The 21,999-nt window shown below is 37.8% G+C and carries 16 protein-coding genes and 1 riboswitch; of the genes, 12 read left to right on the forward strand and 4 right to left on the reverse strand.

What is annotated here, in order from left to right; translation table 11 throughout:
- Nucleotides 1–111 precede the first annotated feature (111 nt).
- Nucleotides 112–711, reverse strand: coding sequence for a TetR/AcrR family transcriptional regulator (locus F1560_RS04920; RefSeq protein WP_149473529.1), 600 nt, complete (start codon nucleotides 709–711; stop codon nucleotides 112–114).
- A 506-nt stretch (nucleotides 712–1,217) separates the two neighbouring features.
- On the opposite strand from F1560_RS04920, the gene F1560_RS04925 reads away from it, so the two are divergent.
- The 3 genes from F1560_RS04925 to F1560_RS04935 all read left to right on the forward strand — a co-directional run bounded on the left by F1560_RS04925 (nucleotide 1,218) and on the right by F1560_RS04935 (nucleotide 4,839).
- Nucleotides 1,218–1,586, forward strand: a complete 369-nt coding sequence (locus tag F1560_RS04925; protein WP_245347844.1) for a hypothetical protein — start codon at nucleotides 1,218–1,220, stop codon at nucleotides 1,584–1,586.
- Nucleotides 1,583–3,148, forward strand: coding sequence for a sodium/solute symporter (locus F1560_RS04930; protein ID WP_149473530.1), 1,566 nt, complete (start codon nucleotides 1,583–1,585; stop codon nucleotides 3,146–3,148). The genes F1560_RS04925 and F1560_RS04930 overlap by 4 nt, the downstream gene beginning before the upstream one ends.
- Before the next feature lie 101 nt (nucleotides 3,149–3,249).
- Complete coding sequence (locus F1560_RS04935) at nucleotides 3,250–4,839, forward strand: long-chain-fatty-acid--CoA ligase (RefSeq protein ID WP_149473531.1); 1,590 nt, start codon at nucleotides 3,250–3,252, stop codon at nucleotides 4,837–4,839.
- Nucleotides 4,840–4,973: 134 nt separating this feature from the next.
- Here F1560_RS04935 and F1560_RS04940 read toward each other — a convergent pair whose 3' ends face one another.
- Nucleotides 4,974–6,170, reverse strand: a complete 1,197-nt coding sequence (locus F1560_RS04940) for an MFS transporter (protein ID WP_149473532.1) — start codon at nucleotides 6,168–6,170, stop codon at nucleotides 4,974–4,976.
- A gap of 61 nt (nucleotides 6,171–6,231) precedes the next feature.
- Nucleotides 6,232–6,331: riboswitch (purine riboswitch) on the reverse strand.
- Between the two features lie 485 nt (nucleotides 6,332–6,816).
- Between F1560_RS04940 and F1560_RS04945 the strand changes: the two genes are divergently transcribed.
- Both F1560_RS04945 and F1560_RS04950 read left to right on the forward strand, forming a co-directional pair.
- Nucleotides 6,817–8,181 (forward strand): SLC45 family MFS transporter, encoded by a 1,365-nt coding sequence (locus F1560_RS04945; RefSeq protein ID WP_149473533.1) that lies wholly within the window; start codon nucleotides 6,817–6,819, stop codon nucleotides 8,179–8,181.
- 31 nt (nucleotides 8,182–8,212) lie between these two features.
- Nucleotides 8,213–9,886 carry a glycoside hydrolase family 13 protein gene (locus F1560_RS04950; protein ID WP_149473534.1) on the forward strand — a complete coding sequence of 558 codons (1,674 nt, stop codon included), beginning with the start codon at nucleotides 8,213–8,215 and terminating at the stop codon, nucleotides 9,884–9,886.
- A gap of 33 nt (nucleotides 9,887–9,919) precedes the next feature.
- On the opposite strand, the gene F1560_RS04955 is transcribed toward F1560_RS04950, so the two are convergent.
- Nucleotides 9,920–10,321, reverse strand: a complete 402-nt coding sequence (locus F1560_RS04955) for a VOC family protein (RefSeq protein ID WP_245347845.1) — start codon at nucleotides 10,319–10,321, stop codon at nucleotides 9,920–9,922.
- A 206-nt stretch (nucleotides 10,322–10,527) separates the two neighbouring features.
- Between F1560_RS04955 and F1560_RS04960 the strand changes: the two genes are divergently transcribed.
- Together F1560_RS04960 and F1560_RS04965 are read left to right on the forward strand one after the other, a co-directional pair.
- Complete coding sequence (locus F1560_RS04960) at nucleotides 10,528–10,962, forward strand: SRPBCC family protein (RefSeq protein WP_149473535.1); 435 nt, start codon at nucleotides 10,528–10,530, stop codon at nucleotides 10,960–10,962.
- A gap of 634 nt (nucleotides 10,963–11,596) precedes the next feature.
- On the forward strand, nucleotides 11,597–13,111 hold the full coding sequence (locus F1560_RS04965; protein WP_187773632.1) for a methyl-accepting chemotaxis protein: 1,515 nt from the start codon (nucleotides 11,597–11,599) through the stop codon (nucleotides 13,109–13,111).
- A 175-nt stretch (nucleotides 13,112–13,286) separates the two neighbouring features.
- On the opposite strand, the gene F1560_RS04970 is transcribed toward F1560_RS04965, so the two are convergent.
- Nucleotides 13,287–13,688 carry a hypothetical protein gene (locus tag F1560_RS04970; protein ID WP_149473536.1) on the reverse strand — a complete coding sequence of 134 codons (402 nt, stop codon included), beginning with the start codon at nucleotides 13,686–13,688 and terminating at the stop codon, nucleotides 13,287–13,289.
- Between the two features lie 345 nt (nucleotides 13,689–14,033).
- Here F1560_RS04970 and F1560_RS04975 point away from each other — a divergent pair, with 345 nt between their 5' ends.
- From F1560_RS04975 to pdxA, 5 genes are all read left to right on the forward strand, one after another.
- Nucleotides 14,034–14,819, forward strand: a complete 786-nt coding sequence (locus F1560_RS04975; RefSeq protein ID WP_149473537.1) for an SDR family oxidoreductase — start codon at nucleotides 14,034–14,036, stop codon at nucleotides 14,817–14,819.
- A 979-nt stretch (nucleotides 14,820–15,798) separates the two neighbouring features.
- Nucleotides 15,799–17,145 (forward strand): gluconate:H+ symporter, encoded by a 1,347-nt coding sequence (locus F1560_RS04980; RefSeq protein ID WP_149473538.1) that lies wholly within the window; start codon nucleotides 15,799–15,801, stop codon nucleotides 17,143–17,145.
- A gap of 387 nt (nucleotides 17,146–17,532) precedes the next feature.
- Complete coding sequence (locus tag F1560_RS04985; RefSeq protein WP_149473539.1) at nucleotides 17,533–19,305, forward strand: PrpR N-terminal domain-containing protein; 1,773 nt, start codon at nucleotides 17,533–17,535, stop codon at nucleotides 19,303–19,305.
- A 242-nt stretch (nucleotides 19,306–19,547) separates the two neighbouring features.
- A complete protein-coding gene (locus tag F1560_RS04990) occupies nucleotides 19,548–20,867 on the forward strand; it encodes a four-carbon acid sugar kinase family protein (RefSeq protein ID WP_149473540.1) in 1,320 nt (439 codons plus the stop codon).
- Between the two features lie 85 nt (nucleotides 20,868–20,952).
- Nucleotides 20,953–21,951 carry a 4-hydroxythreonine-4-phosphate dehydrogenase PdxA gene (pdxA, locus tag F1560_RS04995; RefSeq protein WP_149473541.1) on the forward strand — a complete coding sequence of 333 codons (999 nt, stop codon included), beginning with the start codon at nucleotides 20,953–20,955 and terminating at the stop codon, nucleotides 21,949–21,951.
- The last annotated feature ends 48 nt before the right edge of the window (nucleotides 21,952–21,999 follow it).

A 21,999-nucleotide genomic window follows, 5' to 3' on the forward strand; every position in this document is an offset into this window, starting at 1 on the left:
CCAACGAAAAATGGTTCCAATCATCAAAAACCGATGATTGGAACCATTTTTCAGTTCATTTGGCTAGTTATGTCCCAGCCCCATTTTATTCCCATCTACCTTATAATTTTCTCACTTCAAAATTCCGTGTAATACCATCTCCATTGCTACATCCAATACATCCTTAGGGACCTCTTCATCTTCCAAATAAATCCATCTCATCCCGAGAAACTGACCGATGCCCATTAAACTATAAGCCAACGCTTCGTGATTTAGTAACTTAAATTCACCTGTTTTATCAGCTTCTTTTAAAGCTCTAATATAACCAGTTGCTAATTTATCGTAGTACCAGCGGTATAAATCTTTATCAACAATGACTGTCTGCAAAACAATGCTGTATAAGTTTCGGTTGTCATTTACCCACTCAAAAAATGCCTCAAAACCTCTCCGATGCACATGGACCTGAGGCGATTTTTCAATTGCCTGTTTAATAAAAAGGCGCATATCCCGACTCATTTGCTTAACTAATTCATCATAAATGGCCTTTTTTGAAGGGAAATACTTATAGAACGTTCCTTGCGCAACATTCGATTCTTGGGTAATTTCGACAATTGACGCTTCAAAATACCCCTTCGTACCAAAAATCTTTTCAGCTGCTTTTAATAGTTTTCTTCGCGTGTTTAGCCCCTTTTTCGTTAATTTTTTTTCAGTTTTTAGTGACACGTAAATCACCTCTCTTTTTTGTTAGTTTATCTTCATCCATATATGACACGTAAATTATCTCTCATTTTAAGGTAGGATCTGATCTTTGTAAATATACTGAAAAAACCATCTTGAAAATTTTTAAAAAATTTAGTATAATCAAAAATAGAAAAGTGAATCACCTGTCATAATTAGCGAGAAGCAAAAATTAGTTAACAAAGAAAGGGGTGATGACAAGACAAAATTATTGGACATAGATAGTAGAGGAGATTTTTTAGGGAAAGATTATTTTGACATGTCCATCGTTAAAATATGTTGAAGGTAGGTGCGGCGTAAGGAACATTTTGGAACTATTTCCCAACAAAAAGGCGATTAATGATGAACGGCTTTATCAATTGAGTTCTAGGCTCCGGCATTTTATGAAACTGACGTGAAAGAATATCAGGGGCTTAAAGAAAAGCAAAAGCCGGCAACCTCACGTGTTTTGACTGGATGATCCGGCACAGATACAAAATACAAAGGGAGTTGAATCTGATTTGAAAGAACAAGAATTTGTCATGACGGACGAGCCCTGTGAAACGATTGACATCAAAAAGCTGCAAAAGCTGGATAGGGAAACAAGGTATATTGTTAGTTCCGAGTTTCGAACCGGATTATCTTTGACCATTATTTATTTTATTTTTATTATTTCGGTTCCGGTAATGAACTGGTATAAACCGGATTGGGCATTTACCAAACTGTTCGGTGGAATGTCCGCCAGCTGGTTTTTAACATCAATAGTCGCCATGGTCATGGCCTTTGTCATTGCTTATGTGCATACCAGGCTCTATGAGAGATGGGAAAAGAAAGTTAAAGCACTCACACCTTCAGCCGGAAATGAAGAAGAGAAGGAGACTATTGTATGATGGAAATCTTGCTGGACCCAAAATATCTTTTTACCATTATTCTGCTAGGAACTATTGTCTATATTACCTATTTATCAAAAAGGAATGATAATTCAAGCGACTTTTTCGTTGGCGGCCGTGTATTCGGGTGGTTTACAAATGGTTCAGCAATTGCTGGAGACTACTTGAGCGCTGCCACATTTCTCGGACTCGCAGGTCTTACCTTCTCCATTGGTTATGACGGAGCCTTTTACACATTTAGCTTTTCAATCGGGTTAACCCTCTTAGCATTATTTGTTGCCGGTCCATTGCGCCGTTTGGGAGCGTATACCGTAGCCGATTTTGTCGCGTATCGTTTTCACAGCAAACGAGCCCGGATTATTGCAGTAGTCGTTGTTTTGGCTATTTCCGGTTTTTATGCAGCACCGCAGCTGCTTGGGGCTGCATCCATTTTAAGCATGTTTTTCGGGACTTCTTATGAATTTGGAATTATTTTCACAACGGTTGTCATGATATTCTATGTCGGGGTCGGCGGAATGAAAGGAACAACATTAAATCAGGCATTGGAGCTTTGGATCCGATTAGGTGCTTTTATTGTTATGGTTGCGGCCGCCATTTATGGTGGTTTCCATTACCAGCAAATTCTAGCGACCATTAGTGAATTCAGCGGAACCATCATCAACACAGGAGCCTTTACAGAAGACGGAAAGGATATTGTTTTTAACGGAGCAACATGGTACCAAACTGGAGCATTTAACCCAAACTTTTGGCATAGCCTGTCCATGGTAATTGGGCTTGCGCTGGGAGTAATTGGATTGCCTCATATTTTATTGCGTTTTTACACAAATCCAAATGCCAAAGCCGCGCGTAAGTCTGCAGTTATGTCGATTGGTATCGCCAGCTTATTCTTTGGACTTGCCGTATACCTAGGTGTTGTCGGCCGGGCAATCTTCTTGGAAGGGAATGCAAGTTCGGAGGTTATGAATAACTTGGTTACCGGTGGCGATAACATGGTAATTCCGTCCATTGCAACGGCGCTTGGAGGCCAATGGCTTCTGGGATTCGTTATTGCGGGCGCATTTGCGGCAATTTTCTCCAACTTGTCAGGACTGTTTATTGCCAGTTCGGGAGCGATCGCTCATGACATATATGCAAAGTTTTCAAAGAAAGAATTAACTGAAAAACAACGTGTTCGTGCCGCAAAATGGGCAATTGTATTTCTCGGAGTACTTTACGGAATCCTTGGTATTTTGGTTAAAGAAGCGTCTATTGGCCACCTAGTTGCTCTTGCTTTTACCGTCGGGGCAAGCACATTTGCACCTATTTTTATACTTGGCATATGGTGGCGGGGGATCACGGAAAAAGGAGCAATCGCAGGTCTAGTTATGGGACTTTTAGCTTCCATGTTCATGATCTTTTTTTCATCCGTTCTACCGGAAGCGTTGCAATTTAGAGTTCCTGGCATCATTACGGTCCCTATCGGCTTCTTATCCGTTATTATCGTATCAAAACTGGATGGAAAAGTGCCGGCAGATGTAAACTCGTTCATGCGGAAGGTTCATTCGAAAGAAGATGCCGCATAGTGGTTATCGGTTATTTTTGGACAAGTCAAAAGTAGAGGATACTTTTTAGACAATACAATATAATGTGATATATTTCAAAGTTAGTTACTGGAGGGGTTAACGTGTACGTACCACTATTATTGACGGATTTTTTAGATCGAGCTGTTAAGCTATATGGCGAAAAGACAGCAGTCATTGATGACGAAAAGGTTGTCACCTATTTCGAACTGAATGAAAGAGTGAACAGGCTTTCCCATGGACTGCAAGAACTAGGGGTTGAAAAAGGTGACAAAGTTGCTATCTTGGCACCGAATACATTAGAAATGTTAGAAGGATTCTACGGAGCATTTCAATTGGGAGCCGTTACCGTCCCGCTAAATATTCGGTTAAAGCCGAATGATTATTTGTTTATTTTAAATCATAGTGAAACCAAAGTGTTATTAGTGGACCATGAATTATACGGTCTTATCGACCCGGTCCGAGATCAGTTAAATGTTGAACAGATCATTGTTCACGGGGGCAGCAAAATCGAACTTGAAGAAAACGATCTTAATTACGAAGTATGGCTGGACCGATTTTCGGTAAAGCCGTTTGACCGTGCAGAAATGGATGAAAAAGATATTGCCAGTCTGCTTTACACAAGTGGCACAACAGGAGATCCGAAAGGCGTTATGCTCACTCACCGAAACAATTATCTGCAAGCCCTTCAAGTGATGCATCATTTACGTGTAAGTGATCAAGACGTAGTGCTTCATGTTTTGCCTATGTTTCACGTCAATGGATGGGGCTCGATATTTTATTATACAGGCAACGGTTCAACCCAGGTCATGTTAAGAAAAACCCGGCCGAATATTATTTTCGAGAAGTTGCAAAAGCATGACGTGACGATTATGCACATGGCCCCTACCGTGCTGAATTCTCTGCTCCAATATTATGATGAAAGTAAACTGAACCTAAATCAAAATGTAAGGGTTATCATTGGTGGTTCCGCACCACCCGTTACGTTTGTAGCTAAAGTGGAGGAAGAATTAGGCTGGGAATTTATACAAATCTATGGAATGACAGAAACGTCCCCGCTTACCTTAACATCGCTTATTCGCGCCCAACATGTGGATGAGCCAAAAGAAGTTCAGTACCGGATGAAATCAAAGGCAGGCTATCAAATGTTCCTAACTGACGTGAAAGTAGTCAATGAAGAAGGGGAAGAGGTTGCGCCTAATAGTCAGGAAATTGGTGAGCTTGTAATTCGGAGCAATGGTGTGATGGAAGGCTATTGGAAAAATGAAAAGGCGACAAATGAAGTTATCAGGAATGGCTGGTTTCATACTGGAGATATGGGAGTTGTCGACCAAGACGGAAATATCGAAATTGTCGACAGGAAAAAGGATGTTATTATTAGCGGCGGAGAAAATATTTCATCCATTGAGGTGGAAAATATCTTGTACGAACATTCAGCGGTAATAGAAGCGGCTGCGATTTCCATCCCTCACGAAAAATGGGGAGAGACCCCACATGCCGTTGTGGTTGTCCGAGATAATGAAACGGTAACGGAAGAAGAAATCATTGCTTTTGCAAGAGAACGGCTCGCTCACTATAAAGCTCCAACATCTGTTAGCTTTGTAAAAGAACTGCCTAAAACAGGTTCGGGCAAAATACAAAAGGCATATTTGCGAAATGAATTTTGGAAAAACAGGGATAGAATGGTTAATTAAGAAGATAAGTGGAGTAATGGTTTCAATTACATCGCTTCAAACCTATTAAAAAAGGCACCTTGTGGATGCCTTTTCTTTTTTTTGTAGCAATTATCATTTAGAGATTTTTCTGCCACACGTTGCTAAATTTCAATCTAATCCTGTAACTGAGCTCCTGCAGCAGTCGTAGCCATTCTTGTTTCTTTTACTTTTATCTGTCTTGTTATCGAGAGAACTGCGAACAATAGTGCGATGACAACTAGTGCACTTCCGAAAAAGGCGGCATTAGAAACTGTACCTGTTTGATTTAACACGAGCCCACCAGATGCGGATCCTATAGAAATACCTATTTGCAATGCTGAATTATTGAAGCTTTGCTGAATGTCCGATGTTTCTGGATCGGTTTCAATCAAGTAGCTTTGTTGTGGCGGAGATAGACTCCAGCTTAATGCTCCCCAAATCATCATTACTGGTATGAATAGAATAAGAGAGAATGTAGTGAATGGTAATAAGAATAGCATAGCAGCAAATGCAGTGATTACGAGAATAATACTTTTCTTTGCACCAATCGAATCTGATAGAAATCCTCCGAATGCTCCACCGCTTACTGCAGCAATTCCAAATAATAGATAACAAATACTTACCCAATAGGAATTCATATTAAGTTCTGTTTCTAAAAATGGAGTGAAGTACGCATACAGCGTATAATGTCCTGCTAACATAAATACCGTTGCAAGATGTGCACTTCCTATTTTTAAGCTGGCCACAGCCTTTAATTGTTGTGACAATGGAACTGTTTTCCCTCCAGGAATTCGTTCTAAAAAGATGGAAATAAGCACAAAGGAAATGACAGATAAAATAGCAATGCCTAAGAAGATCACACGCCAGCCAAAGTTATCGGAAATAAGAATTCCTAGTGGTACTCCCATAACAAGGGATGAACTAATCCCCATATAAATAAGACCGAGAGCTTTTGCTCGATGAGCCGGTGCGACAATCTTTGCAGCTATCGTTAACGATAATACAACAATCAGTGCTGTACTCATTGCGCTTAACACCCTTGCAATCATGATAAATGTAAAATCTGGACTGAAATAAGTCATGATATTACTAATGAAAAATACACTCAAGGAACCGAGATATAATTTTTTACGCTCCAATTTACTCGTTAGTACAAGTAATACTGGACCGGAAACTGCGTAAATAAGTGCGAAAACGGTAATAAGTTGTCCAGCAGAGCTTAATGAAATATTTAAATCCGCTGCGATAGTTGGGAGTATTCCACCAACGATTAATTCAACAAGTCCAACTGCAACAGTGGATAATGCTAATATAAAAACTTTCAAATTCATATCCCGTTACTTCCCTTCTTATAAAATCCTACTAGAAAACAAAAAAATCCTGATTACAAAAAATGATCAATTCATTTTCTGTAATCAGGATTTTATGGTTCCTGGTAGAGACCCTCAAGCCATATTCTTGAGGTTATACAGTTGATATTTATTTTTGATGAACACTTTGAATAGTTTACTAGGTATTCTATTCGTTTTCAAGTGTAAGATTTTTCTAGTTGATAAGGTATTATAGGCGATATTAAGCTACAAGTAAGCATGGTAAATATCAGGATATCTGTTATATTTCATTCCTCTACTAGTTTGCGCAATCGATTGCACTTATTTAAAAAATAATATATAATAATATCAAAATATTAGATTAACCACGTATCTAGAATTAGCTTACATAAATTGTCTATAGGAATGTAACCTGCCTTTATAACCATCGTCATTATTATGTACTTCAATGCAAACGATTGCATATAGTTTGCGAACTACTAAGGGTGTTAAAACATTGCATTCTAGTTTAAAAACCATTTATTTATAGACGGAAAGTAAAACGCTTTCTCCTTGTGTAGGTGCAGTTATGACTATCACCGAATCAGGCATGGAGATAGCCGAGTCTAGGATTCTACTATTATATAAGTCACAGGAGGTAAAAGTTATGCATGAAGCAAAATCGGTTGACAATAATGTACATGCGCCTAAACAATCGCTACCTAATTTACCAATTAGCACGATATGGATGATTAGCTTCGGGTTTTTGGGTGTACAAATGGCATTTTCATTGCAAAGTTCAAATATGGGGCGAATCTTCCAGACGCTTGGCGCTGACCCAACTCAATTAGGATTTTTCTTTATTCTGCCACCACTCGCTGGTTTAGTTGTCCAGCCCCTCGTGGGGTATCTATCTGATCGCACATGGATTCCAAAACTGGGCCGTCGTATCCCATATCTAATTGTTGGTACCATAGTGGCAGCAATTGTTATGATACTACTCCCGAATGCCGGTAGTTTTGGCTTTGGGTTTGGTTCCTTGATGGCACTGACCTTTGGTGCAGTTGCTATTCTCTTTATGGATCTATCATCTAATGTTGCGATGCAGCCTTTTAAAATGATGGTTGGTGACATGGTTAACGAAAAACAAAAAGGGTTTGCCTATTCCATTCAAAGTTTTCTATCAAACAGTGGTGCTGTATTAGCTAGTATTTTCCCTTTTATTTTAACGATCATGGGTGTTGCTAACAGTGCTCCAAAAGGGGTTGTACCACCGTCTGTTGTTATTTCTTTTTATGTAGGGGCAATCATCCTGATTATTTGTAGTGTGTTTACAATACTTAAGGTTAAAGAATATTCGCCATCTGAATATGCGGCATATCACGGCATTACAGAAGAGTCGAATAAAGAGAAAGTAGGCATGCTGAAATTGCTTCGTAACGCGCCAAAAGTATTTTGGACGATTACGGTTGTGCAATTCTTCTGCTGGATGGGCTTCCAATATTTATGGACATATGGTACAGGAGCAATTTCCGCAAATGTTTGGAATACGTCTGATCCAACTACAACTGCTTACCAGAGTGCTGGTAACTGGTTTGGTGTGCTATCGGCTGTACAAGCAATTGCTGCAGTACTGTGGTCACTTGTCTTGTCTCGAGTACAGAGTGATAAGCGTAAACCAGCATATGCACTTAGTCTAGTTCTTGGAGGTATCGGCTTTAGCTCCGTGTTCTTTATTCATAATCAATGGTTACTAATTGTTTCATTTGCCTTAATTGGTATAGCTTGGGCGGCGATGATGACGTTTCCTTTTACTATACTTACGAATGCTTTATCAGGCGAAAAAATGGGAACCTATCTTGGACTATTTAATGGCAGTATCTGTTTACCGCAAATAATTGCTTCTTGTTTAAGTTTTATTTTATTCCCAGCAATCGGATCATCCATGCCTGCAATGATTTTAATTTCAGGTATTCTACTTATCATTGGTGCACTATCCGTTTCCATAATTAAAGAAACAAGTGCTAGTTAAAACTGTTCATGAACTACAGGGAGGAATATAAATGAAGAGAAAATGGTGGAAAGAAGCGGTAGCTTATCAAATTTATCCACGAAGCTTTATGGATTCGAATGGAGATGGGATTGGAGATATTCAAGGTATTATTTCCAAGCTGGATTATTTAAAAGAGCTTGGTATTGATGTTATATGGATTTGTCCGATTTATAAATCCCCAAATGATGATAATGGGTATGACATAAGCGACTATAAAGGGATTATGAGCGAATTTGGGACGATGGATGACTTTAACCAGTTATTAGATGAAACACATTCTCGTGGTATGAAACTTATTATGGACCTTGTAATTAACCATACATCTGATGAACATCCATGGTTCATTGAGTCAAGGTCTTCTAAAACTAATGCCTATCGGGATTATTATATTTGGCGTTCAGGGAAAGACGGAAAGGAACCGAATAACTGGGAATCTATCTTTGGCGGATCTGCCTGGGAATATGATGAAAAGACAGATGAATACTTTCTGCATGTCTTTTCAAGAAAGCAGCCGGATTTAAATTGGGAAAATCCTAGAGTGCGTGAAGATTTATATGAAATGGTTAATTGGTGGTTAGATAAAGGGATTGATGGCTTCCGTGTCGATGCCATCTCCCATATTAAAAAGGCTCCTAACTTACCAGACTTACCGAATCCAAACAATTTAAAATATGTTTCATCCTTTGCGAGACATATGAATCAAGATGGTATTCACGAATTTTTGGAGGAACTGAAAAAGGAAACGTTTGATAAATACGATATTATGACCGTTGGAGAAGCCAATGGCGTTCGTGTGGATGAAGCAGATGAATGGGTAAGTGAAGAAAAGGGGAAGTTTAATATGGTCTTCCAGTTTGAGCATCTTGATCTTTGGGGAAAAAGCAGCACAGGTGGCCTCGATATTCATTCATTAAAAGAAACGCTGACAAAATGGCAAAACGGTCTAGACGGGGTTGGCTGGAATGCGTTATTTCTTGAGAATCATGATCAGCCCCGTTCAGTGTCCTCTTGGGGAGATGATGACGAATATAGAGTGGAATCGGCAAAGGGCTTAGCGACTATGTACTTTCTGATGCAAGGGACCCCTTTTATTTATCAAGGACAGGAAATAGGTATGACAAATGTTCAATTTAGTTCACTTGAAGATTATAGAGATGTTTCCACAAAAAATCTTTACCAACATGAAAAAGAAGCTGGTAAAACGCATCAAGAAATCATGGAGATTATCTGGAAAAACGGGCGTGACAACTCCAGAACTCCAATGCAGTGGAATAATGGGGAGAATGCGGGATTCACAACAGGAACGCCTTGGATAAAGATTAATACAAATTATAAGGATATTAATGTGGGAGATTCATTGCAAGACCCTCTCTCCATTTATTCTTATTACAAAAAGCTTATTAATCTAAGAAAACAATACAATGTACTGGTTTATGGGCATTATAATTTAATTTTGCCAGAACATGATAAGATTTATGCGTACACAAGGTCACAGGACGATGCCATGGTGTTAGTAATAGTGAACCTCTTTTCTGAAGAAGCAAGGTTCACCATGCCGTCAAAACTAAAGGACCTTTCCTATGAACTGTGTCTTTCTAATTATGAGGTAGATTTAATGGAAAGTGTACATGAATTTACGTTAAGACCATATGAAGCACGAGTATATAAGTTAAATATCAAATAGTAAAAATGGGCGCTGACTTTATCAGCGCTTTATTTAATCATTTGTAATAGATACACCGAAAGCATTAATTTCAGTAGTTGCGATGCCATTGTTTTTAAAGTGTTGATGGGGAGTTTCAATATTATCAACGACAAAATTATAATAGGAGTTCTTCTGATTATCCTTGATGATAAACTCAGTGGACTGTGGGGATTCAACCTTTACCAGGGTTAATTGTGTTGAACCAATTGGTAAATAAAAACCAGCGCCATCTTCCCAACTTTCAATTTTCTTTGCGCCTAGATGTTTTTGATACCATGCTGTAGATTTCTCAATATCTGTTACTGGAATAAATATACTGCCAACCTTAAACATGTTCGGTGAATCGTATGGAGGATCAGTCGACCGGATTGTTAAGAAGTATGTTGGATAGAAATGATTATCTCTTCGTTCCAACAGCTAGGGAATTACTGCCATTAATTTTTTATATAGTAATGAAATGGAGGTTTTATATGTAATGAAGTCGAAAATATATAAAGGTTTATACATTCGACCTATATAAAAGACATTTCTAGCAACCCTAAAATTCACCTAGTCTAAGTTGAACATTAAAACGTTTACATATATGATTAACTTAATTCTACTATATCGGGGTGTTAAGAATGGAATCAGGTAAAAAAGAAACCTTAACGGTTGAAACAACAGTTCAAAAACCAGGTGAAAAAGTGTGGGAATGCTGGACGAATCCAAAGCACATCACACAATGGTCCAATGCTTCTGATGACTGGCATGTACCGAATGCGGAGAATGATTTAAGAGCGGGAGGAAACTTCCTTACACGAATGGAAGCGAAGGACGGTAGCTTCGGATTTGATTTCTCAGGCGTTTATGATGAAGTGAGGCAGAATGAGTTTATTTCTTACACGTTGAATGACGAAAGAAAGGTTGAAATTTCGTTTATTAGTCAAGAAAACGATACAAAGGTAGTAGAAACATTCGAAGCTGAAAACACCAATTCCATTGAGATGCAGAGAGCAGGGTGGCAAGCGATACTTGATAATTTTAAAAAGTATTGTGAAACTAACGCAGAAGGTTAAAAGCCTTCCTTATCATGGTGGAGAAGCAGTGGTATTTTTGAAACACTAGGATACAGGATGACTCTAGGTTAAAAACATTGCATTTTGGATATCAATATATCACAAAAGAATCGTTTAGCAAAATAAATGAATATCAAAACATGGCCTTAACTCTTGAAAGATATAGAGAGCTAAGGCCATGTTTTTGTATGTTGCTTTTCATTTATTTTTGAACCACTATTACTACAATAGTACACCGACAACTTTCCAATCTCCTTCCTTTCCCAATAGAGATCACCCTTACTGCGCTCGTAGTCAACACTGTTGTTCTAAAAATTATAGTAGCAAGTTTTACTATATAATAAATAGCTTTCCTTAAGTAAGTTGAATTAACAATTTTTTACGAGCGGGTCGATCGATTTCATTCATAATATAGATAGGTTGCCATTCTTCAAAAAGGATAAAGATAATTTGTAAATATTTGGTATAAATGGTATTATTGAACTAATTATTTTATAGTTATTTTGTCACATAATAATGCAATTTTATACTACTGCAAATTAATGTACGGTGATATTAGTAAGGCTATATAGACTCATGTAAATCGATTCGATAAAGTCAATTTGTCCAGAGTGTTATCCAGGGGGGGAGTAAGTTGTTAATAAGTGTAAAAAACCGTGTGATCTTAATTTTATCAGCATTGGTATTAATCGTGTCGTTGATTGTTCATATACTTCATCGGGTATTAAATATATCCAATATGTGGGGTCATTACCCCATTGAACAGCTACCATTTATTACAAATATTTTTTTAGTGATACCTATTGTTCTCTTTGCAGTTTCATTCTATTTCTATCAAACAGAAAGAGGCCACCCATTACTACCGCTATTTAATACACTAACGATAACTTTTAGCAGTATATCGATGATTGCTGGTGGAGAAGGCATGGTTGAATACCATTTTTCCATTTTTATGGTGGTAGCAATTATTGGTTACTATGAGCAAATTAAATTAATCATCATGATGACATCCATCTTTGCTGTCCAACATTTAGCGGGATTCTTTTTTATGAGCGAATATGTTTTTGGGACAGATACATATCCTTTCTCCATGATGATTATTCATGCGATCTTTTTAATTGGAACGTCGAGTGCAATTATTTGGCAAACCAAACATAAGAGGAAGCTAGTAGAAAATCTGGATGAAAAAGAGGGAAAACAAAGAATCTTAGATGGTATTATCGGGAAATTGTCTGTTACGTCAGATAAATTGATTGAAGCCTCTTCACAGTTAAAGGTTAATTACCATACCAACCAGGAAACATTGGAGGAAATTGTTTCTCAAATTAAGGAAATTTCAAGTGGGGCAGATACGCAAAAGATACAGACCGAAGAAAGCTCTAGCGCAATTCAAGAAATCGTAGCTGGAGTGCAGTATATTGCTAGTGTTTCATCTGATGTTTCTCAGTCATCATTAGAAACAACGAATGAAGCAAAAGATGGTTATGAAATGATACAAGAAGCCGTTCAACAAATGAATTCTATTAGTGGAACCGTCACGGAAACCTCTGATACAGTGAAGCATTTAAATAACCGGTCAAAGGAAATTGGCAAGATTACAGGATTAATTACCGAAATAGCTTCTCAAACCAATTTGCTTGCATTAAATGCAGCAATTGAAGCAGCAAGAGCTGGTGAGCATGGAAAAGGGTTTGCAGTCGTTGCGGATGAAGTTAGAAAATTAGCTAATCAATCTGCAGACTTTTCAAGTGAAATCACTGGGCTCATTCAGACGATTCAAAGTGATACAGTCTCATCAGAAGAGTCGATGAAAAAGGTAATTGTGGAAGTGAATGAGGGACTCCGTATTGTGCAAGACACAGGGGATATATTTGGCAAGATAAATACGTCGATTGAGAGTGTTACAGAGCAAATTAAGCATATTTCTTTATCAGCTGGAGAAGTATCCGCTGCGACAGAGCAAGCATCTGCATCTATTCAGGAAATGACGTCTTTTGCTGAGGCTGCCACAGGTAACGCCCAACATGTAGCTGATTCATCAGATGTACAACTATCGTCAATTGAATTTCTATCAACACTCATTTCGACACTAAACGAGATTGCATTAGAATTAGAAGAGTTGATTAAGAAGACAGATGAAATAAAGTGAAGCATAAACAGATAAATGAGTAAAGGTGCAAGAAGCAAATATAACTTAATGGGATAGGGATTTCAAATATTGGATAGGTAGAAATTACATACTTGATTTGATATGCCCGATTAACCTTTGTTCATCAGAAAACGCAATCCTCTCTAACCTAAAGGATTGCGTTTTACATATTCACTTAACCTCTTTTCACTTTCAAAAGCCCAGCAGCAATAGCCCCTGTAATGAATCCCCATATAGAATTTGTTACCAAGACACTAACAATTGCAAATGGATTTGTTAAGGGTCCTTGTAATTGTCCGGTTAGAATGGGCGATAGTAGCCCGCTGATCACAATTGCTAATATACCGTAGGCGATTCCAACAAAAACCAATGTGAGTAATGGCTGGGAATCTTGTTTTATATACACTGCTGCTATCCAGATGATGGAAATAACTATTGTTGCAGTTATACTGACCAGTGGCTTTCCAATAGCATCTGATATTCCTAAAATGCTCATAAGCGGTCTAATAAATGCAAGGATGGAAAGCGTGGTAATAAGTTTCCAATTGAATATTTTATGTCTATTAATGTTCGTCATAATTAACGACCTCATTTCTTGTATTTTCATTACAATTCATATGATAAATGGAATATCTTATAAAAAATGAAAGTAATTATTAAAAAACTATTAAATAGCGTTATTGCTGATTAAGAAGGGAAGTATAGTAACGTTGTTAGGTGATTAAAAATGTATAAAGAAATACCCTCCAAAATGAATATGCTCCATTAAATCGGAGAAAGTAGAAGAGGATTAATCTCAAATCCTTTAAATTGACGAAAGTAAGTTAATACGATAAAATTATATTATATTAAAAATACCTTAATTAAATATAATTGAATTAAATGTATTTGGATATAAAAACAGCAGAGAGGGATGACATATATGGAAAGGTTCGAAGGGAAAGTAGTACTTATTACTGGAGCGGGATCTGGTCTGGGTCGTGCTGTTGCATTACAAGTAGCTAAAGAAGGGGCAAAATTATCTTTAGTTGATTTAAATGAAAAGGGATTAGAAGAAACAAAAACGGAAGTACTTGAGGTAGCGCCTAGTGCTGAGGTTCTTTTAGTAACAGCAAACGTTGCTAATGAAGACGAAGTAAAAAATTATGTAGATAAAACAGTAGAAGCATTTGGCACGATTGATGGTTTCTTTAATAATGCGGGAATTGAAGGAACACAAAATCTGACAGAAGATTTCGGGTCTGATGAATTCCGTAAAGTTGTGGATATTAACTTGAATGGTGTTTTCTATGGTTTAAAATATGTTCTGAAAGTGATGAAAGATAACGGTAGTGGTCATGTTGTAAATACAGCTTCCGTTGGTGGTATTCGTGGTGTTGGTAACCAATCAGGCTATGCTGCTAGTAAACATGGTGTAGTTGGATTAACACATAACTCTGCAATTGAGTATGGCCAATACGGTATTACAATTAACGCAATTGCACCAGGAGCAATTATGACACCAATGGTTGAAGGGTCATTAAAACAAATCGGTGGCGAAGATGGTTGGGAAGAAGTAGGAAAATCATTCGTTGAGCCAAACCCAATGAAACGTTTCGGTAAACCAGAAGAAGTGGGCTACTTAACCGCTTTCCTTCTGTCTGACCAAGCAGGATTTGTTAATGCGGCTGTTGTGCCAATTGATGGTGGACAATCTTATAAATATTAAGTTTCAATTAGACGCTATTTTAAACAGGGATAAATTAATTAAACAGTTCTAGATAGTCCGTAAATCGGTAACATCGAAAAGCAGGGAATCAGAAACAGATTCCCTGCTTTTTCAATATTACGCACACATCCGAATTAAAACTTCAGTTGGGTTTTACAACGATTCAATGCACAACTAGTAAGCCAACCTAGAATGAAGAATAACCACTTACTCAGTAATTTAGCGACTATTTCTTCTTTCTCGTACAGCTATAATAGCTGTTGTTGCACCATGTTCTTTTCGAATTGTTTTTCTTGCCTCTGCAGGTGTTCTGGCATTTACCGGTTTAAGCAGTTTTTTCCATTTATTTCAGTTTCCACAAGAAAGCATTTTTCGCCGCATCTCAATTGAATCTCTCCTTCTAAACTACAAATTGTACATATACAAGAGCATGAGAAAACTTCCGCTAACACTATTATACGCTGTTGTCGTACGGGTGCCATGAGATATAATTCTGTTCTTTTTGAACAGTGCAGAATAAGCGCTACACGAATCTCTCTCCCTAAATCAATAAAACTGTTGAAAAAACAAACACAAACAACTCTATTTACTCTCTTGACAAGAATATAAACACAGTATAAAATGATTTTGATGCGAAAAACAACAGTTTAAACACTTTCTAAACTATTTCAAGCAGTGGATAGAAATAAGTGTTGTGAATTTTCTCTTAGCATCATAGGGAAATGTTGCTATTTAGCACATATGTCGACTATGCACGTCTCGCAAATGGCGAACAGAGAAGAAAAATAGGCATGCTAATTCTCTTTTTAAATTCATTTTGTAAGCACTACCAATTGAGTTCGAGATGAATGAGTTTGGACATTTATTGAGATTGTACAACGCGGGGCAAGACCTAGATGCCGTCTGTAAAGAAACGAATTACAACATCTTTATATAAAACGAACAGAACTGCTAAAAATTACACTGGGGGGGCTAATATATGCCATTATTAATTGTTGCAATAGGGGTACTGTTACTACTTATTTTCATTATGAAATTTAAATTGAACACATTTGTTTCATTAATTATAGTTTCGTTTATCGTAGCCATAGCACTTGGAATGCCTTTAGAGGAAGTTGTTGGGTCGATTGAAAGCGGTTTAGGTGGGACGCTTGGTCACATTGCATTAATCTTTGGTATGGGTGCAATGCTTGGTAGATTAATTGCAGATGCAGGCGGAGCGAACCGTATTGCGATAACGCTAATTGACAAATTTGGTGAAAAACGAATTCAATGGGCTGTTTTATTTGCTTCATTTATAGTTGGTATCGCATTATTTCTTGAAGTAGCAATTGTATTGCTTGTTCCAATTATATTCTCGATCGCAAAGGAATTAAAAGTTTCTATTGTAAAACTAGGACTACCAATGGTTACTGCTGCATTGGCAACGCATGCATTTTTACCTCCGCATCCAGGTCCAACCGTGGTAGCTGCGGAGTATGGTGCAAATATTGGCTTGGTTTTAATTTACGGAATAATAGTCGCTATCCCAACGGTTATTTTTGCGGGTATCTTGTATCCAAAGCTTGCGAAAAAGATTGTTCCGACTGCATTTACGAGAGAAGGCAGTGAATCGTTTGGTGTCCAAAAGACATTTAAATTAGAAGAAACACCTGGTTTTGGTATTAGTTTATTTACAGCACTATTCCCTGTTATTCTAATGGCTTTAGGTGCTATCGTTGATATGGTTCAGCCAGTTTTAGGCTTTTCCGATAACATGTTAGTGATCTTGATTCGTTTCATTGGTAATTCTTCTACTGCTATGTTGCTCTCTTTATTACTGGCAGTTTATACAATGGGATTGAGAAGAAATATTCCAATAAAGACATTAATGGATTCTTGTTCTTCCGCAATCAATGCTCTGGGTATGCTACTGCTAATCATCGGTGGCGGCGGTGCATTAAAACAAGTGCTTATAGATGGTGGCGTTGGCGATTATGTTGCTGATATCTTTGCAGGATCTGCAATGTCTCCGGTCTTCTTTGCTTGGATGGTCGCAGCAATATTACGTATTTGTTTAGGATCTGGAACGGTTGCAACGTTAACAACAGCAGGATTGGTTATTCCTTCACTTGCTGGAATTCCAGACGTTAACCTAGAACTAGTTGCGCTTGCGACAGGAGCAGGTAGTGCCATTGCATCACATGTTAACGATGCTGGCTTCTGGATGGTTAAAGAATCTCTAGGTATGACATTAAAAGAAGCATTTGGAACATATACCGTACTTTCAACAATCGTTGCTGTATCCGGTTTAGTATTTACTTTATTATTAGATATCATTATTTAAAGACAAGAACAAAAACAACCATTCTATAGATTCTATTCTATAAAATGGTTGTTTTTTATGTGCCATTTTTCATGCTTCAATAGAACACGGTGGAACGCTGATATTCCAATTACTATTGAAATCGCTTTACCAATTACTTTTACTTTAAGGGAATATGGCTTATAATTAGTAGTGTTGCAATTTGCATACAATAATTCTCAAAGTAAATTAAAAGGAAACTGAATATTAGACAATGTATTCGATTTCTTTCGTAGTTTGCAAGATATACAGTAAGGACCCTTTTCATGGGAAATCTATGATAGGTTTAAATTATAAGTGGTAAACTCATTGTAATTAAAAGATAAAAGAAATACATAACTTGATTTTTGCGGGTAGAAGGTGAAGTAAATGATAAAAGCGTTGGTGATCGTCCCTTATGAGGGATTGCTTGAAATGATGAAAGAGATCAGTCAAGAAATTGAAGATATTGAGTTACACATTGAATTAGGTAACTTATATGAAGGTGTCGCAATTGCAAAGAATGCTGAAAATGAAGGTTATCATGTTATCATCAGCCGTGGTGGTACGGCCTCGATGATACAAGAGGCAGTATCCATTCCGGTAATAGATATTCAAGTTTCTGGATACGATGTATTACGCATTCTAACCCTTGTAAAAGGATTTTCTGGCAAAGCTGCAATTGTTGGATTTTCAAATATTACACAAGGTGCAGCTACAATATGTAAACTGCTAGATTTAGATGTTAAAACATTAACGATTACAAAGGATAATGAAGTTAAAGAAAAATTGTTGGGCTTAAAAAAGCAAGGTTATGAGGTAGTAATTGGAGACGTAATAACGATGCAGGCTGCTAAACAACTAGGGATGACAGGAGTACTGATTACATCTGGTAAAGAAGCGATCATCGATGCGTTAGAAGAGACAAGAAGATCCTATCGTTTATTTTCAAGACTACAGCAAGATATTTCGTTAGTGCAAACGATTCTTGATAGTAATGAACAGGCAATTGGGGTTTTCGATCAAGCAGCGGAATTGACTTATGGTAATGCGCGATTTCATAATGAATTTCATTGGTTACAATTAGATAATGCTACCGATGTAAACAAACTTGTACAGGAAACAATCTTAACAAACGAAAAGCAAGTAAAAACACTTTACATTAATAATGAATTATGGAAAATAACAACTTGCCCGGTAAATGGTGCAACGGCATTATTTTTTGAAAAGGCACATTCCAATCAAACGATTGCGCAAAGTGAGCATGGGAAGCAAAATGCAATTGAATTGCATACGTCCCCTTCTCGGACTCCAATTTCGGGAAAAAGCCAGGCAACCCAGAAGGTTTTGGATCAAATTGACCAATACGGGAAGCGTGATGAGCCTGTCTGGATTACGGGGGAGCAAGGGAATGGAAAGGAATTAGTTGCCCATTCCATTTATTTAACAAGGAAAACTTTGGGTGAACCGTTGATTACATTGCATTGTGATGTGATAAGTGCAGAGCAATTGAAGGAGCTCATTAAGGAAGGCTTCTTTCAAAGGTACGCCAATGAAGTAATTTTCTTAAAGCATATCGACCAACTTAATTCTTATATGCAAAAGGAGTTATTAAGTGTCCTTCACGATGAAAATGAAAAGAAGCTACAATGGCTCGTGTCTTCTAGCGATAATATGGATAAAAAGATTAAAAATGGAGACTTCCACCGTGAGTTATTCGAAGTATTAGCGCAATCACAGATTCAAATACCACCGCTTCGCGAACGGAGAGAAGATATTGAGGATTTAGTTCATGTATTTATTTCCGATTTGCATCCGAAATATGGGAATGAAGTCGTCGGGATTCGGGATGATGCACTGGAGCAGCTGGTCCACTATGATTGGCCAGGAAATGTGGCGCAGCTGAAACATGTAATGGAGCAATTATTTTTAGAAGCACAATCCTATTATATTGAGAAAGCAGCAGTGGACATTGTATTTAAGCGATTGGAGCACCAAGCAAAGTGGAATGATGCTTTATCGTATATTGACATTAGTGGGACACTAGATGAAATCGAAAAAGAAGTAATCACAAAAGTCCTTAAAGATGAAGGAATGAATCAATCCAGAGCGGCTAAACGCTTAGGAATTAATCGTTCGACCTTATGGCGCAAGCTTAAATAATAGCTTGCGTTTTTCTATGCAAAAATGCTCATTTTTGATGCATAATACAACATTATGTAAAAAAGTAAAATTAAATAAACTAAAATATTGCTAAATGCAACGTTTTGGTTTATGATTGTTATTGAAAGCGTTATTAGTATATATAAGAGAAATAAATATAATGCGATAGACAATAGAAGTAGAAATAAAGTGAAGAAGCAAAAAGTATATGCTGAGATTGTTAAGAAGGGAGGTAAATAGAGTTGAAACTGGCAGTGATAGCAGATGATTTAACAGGTGCAAATGATACAGGCGTGCAATTTGCGAAAAAAGGGCTAAGCACAACGGTGCTTTTTTCGGATACACACTTACAGTCAGTGCATCTTAGTGAAGATGTCATCGTTTTAAATTCAGATAGTCGTGCACTCGATTTTCAAAAGGCTTATGATATTGTTTTCAATCTTTCAATAGAATTAAACAAATTAGGTGTAACAAAAGTGTTTAAGAAAATCGATTCAACGATGAGAGGGAATGTCGGTCAAGAAATTGATGCAGTAATGGACGTATTTCAATTTAAGACCTCATTTGTCGTACCAGCTTTCCCGAAAAGTAAGCGAACAACCGTGGATGGTAAGCACTATGTTCATGGGGTACTATTAGCAGAGTCGGAAATTGCAAACGATCCCTCTTGTCCTGTAAAAGAAAGCCACCTTCCAACATTATTGCAGGAGCAAAGCAAGCGAGACGTTGAATTGATTTCCATTTCGGAAGTTCGAAAAGGAAAACATCACGTATTTGAAAAAATGATGGCGATGACTGCAGAGTCTCCCTCCCAAATTATCGTTATAGATGCTACAACAGATGAGGAATTAAAGGTGATTGTTGAAGCTGCGGAAATGCTTGAGGAGAACTTCCTTTGGGTTGGCTCGGCAGGAGTCGCCTCTCACCTTTCAAGCACAGGTAACCATGAAGAGGTAGTGCTTAACAAGCAAACAGATGAACGACCGCCAGTATTGGTGGTAGCAGGTAGTGTGAACACGATTACCCATCAACAGATTCGTGATTTACGAAAAGGGAATACTGTAGAAGAGATTGTTATTTCCCCTGAAGCGTTCTTTTATGAAGAGGAGCGGAAGCGTGAGATTGATCGTATTGTTCAATCAGGCCAAGCATTACTGGAAAAAAGTGATTTAGTAATAACGACCGATCGTGGACAAGAGGCGATGAATCGAGTGAAGGAACTGAAACGTGAACTTGGTTTATCAAACTTTGAGGTAGGGCATACGATTGCCGAATCAATGGGAATCATTGCCGGTCAGTTAATTGAAACAAAGGACATCTGTGGTGCTGTTTTAACAGGTGGGGATATTGCCGGTGCAGCTTGTAAAGCTTTAAAAGGTGAAGGAATTCGAGTCATCGGCGAAGTAGAAGCAGGTATTCCATATGGTAAGTTATTCGGTGGATTGTATGATGGCATTCCTGTTGTAACAAAGGCAGGTGCATTTGGTACCGAACAGGCACTTTCAAAAGCGCTTCAAACCGTTACGGAAGTCCATGGACAAGCGATAAGCAGTAATGGATGATTTTTACAACGTATAACGCCAAGCTTATGATTGCCTTTTACAATAGGCTTGGCAAAAAAGAAAAGGATAATAGGAGGAAATAATGATGGCCACTAAAAAACCAAGTATTGCAATTACAATGGGTGATCCTTCAGGAGTAGGCCCTGAGATTATCGTCAAGTCTTTAAATGATAAAAATATCTATGAAACATGTCGTCCATTTGTAGTTGGTGATGCAAAAATTTTAAAAAGAGCACTTGACGTAGCCAATGTAGCGCTTCAAATAAATAGCATTACACAACCAGAGGATGCAATGTACGAATACGGCACAATCGATATTATTGATTTAGATTTAGTTTCTGCCGATTTACCATGGGGACAAGTTTCACCAGAGGCTGGAAACGCTGCATTCCGTTATTTGGAAAAGGCGATTGCTTATGCAAATGAAGGGAAAATCCAAGGGATCTGTACAGCACCTTTAAATAAAGAAGCGCTCCATAAAGCAGGTCACATCTACCCTGGACATACAGAAATTTTAGCAGAACTAACAAATACGAAAGATTTCGCAATGATGCTATCTGCTCCAGGATTACGAGTAATCCATGCAACAACACATGTTGGATTAATTGATGCCATCAAAAACAATAATGTTGATCGTCAATATACAGTGATTAAGCTTGCACAGGAAACGTTGCAAAAAGCAGGAATTGAATCTCCACGCATCGCTGTTTGTGGAATTAACCCACACGCTGGAGAAAATGGACTTTTCGGAAATGGCGAAGAGGAAGAAAAAATTATTCCAGCTGTTGAAAAAGCACAAGCAGAAGGGATTAATGTACAAGGACCACTTCCAGCAGATACTTTATTCTTTAGAGCAAAACGTGGTGACTTTGACATCGTTGTTGCACAATATCATGATCAAGGGCATGGTCCAATTAAAGTTCTCGGTCTAGAAGCTGGTGTAAATATTACAGTCGGTCTTCCAACAATCCGTACAAGTGTAGACCATGGAACAGCCTTTGATATCGCTGGCAAAAATATTGCAGACGAGCTATCCCTAAAAGAGGCGCTTCGTATGGCAGTTGAACTAGCTCCCGAAAATTAATGAAAAATGATCGAGCAGGAGGTTGACATCGACCTCTTGCTTTCCGTG

Origin of the sequence: Oceanobacillus polygoni (assembly GCF_008304605.1) — a bacterium.
GTDB classification, from domain to species: domain Bacteria; phylum Bacillota; class Bacilli; order Bacillales; family Amphibacillaceae; genus Oceanobacillus; species Oceanobacillus polygoni.

Bases quoted from the DNA above. Each gene is read 5' to 3' on its own strand.
- F1560_RS04930 (WP_149473530.1), top strand. From the start codon at position 1,583: ATGATGGAAATCTTGCTGGACCCAAAATATCTTTTTACCATTATTCTG.
- F1560_RS04940 (WP_149473532.1), bottom strand. From the start codon at position 6,170: ATGAATTTGAAAGTTTTTATATTAGCATTATCCACTGTTGCAGTTGGA.
- F1560_RS04945 (WP_149473533.1), top strand. From the start codon at position 6,817: ATGCATGAAGCAAAATCGGTTGACAATAATGTACATGCGCCTAAACAA.
- F1560_RS04950 (WP_149473534.1), top strand. From the start codon at position 8,213: ATGAAGAGAAAATGGTGGAAAGAAGCGGTAGCTTATCAAATTTATCCA.
- F1560_RS04960 (WP_149473535.1), top strand. From the start codon at position 10,528: ATGGAATCAGGTAAAAAAGAAACCTTAACGGTTGAAACAACAGTTCAA.
- F1560_RS04970 (WP_149473536.1), bottom strand. From the start codon at position 13,688: ATGACGAACATTAATAGACATAAAATATTCAATTGGAAACTTATTACC.
- F1560_RS04975 (WP_149473537.1), top strand. From the start codon at position 14,034: ATGGAAAGGTTCGAAGGGAAAGTAGTACTTATTACTGGAGCGGGATCT.
- F1560_RS04980 (WP_149473538.1), top strand. From the start codon at position 15,799: ATGCCATTATTAATTGTTGCAATAGGGGTACTGTTACTACTTATTTTC.
- F1560_RS04985 (WP_149473539.1), top strand. From the start codon at position 17,533: ATGATAAAAGCGTTGGTGATCGTCCCTTATGAGGGATTGCTTGAAATG.
- pdxA (WP_149473541.1), top strand. From the start codon at position 20,953: ATGGCCACTAAAAAACCAAGTATTGCAATTACAATGGGTGATCCTTCA.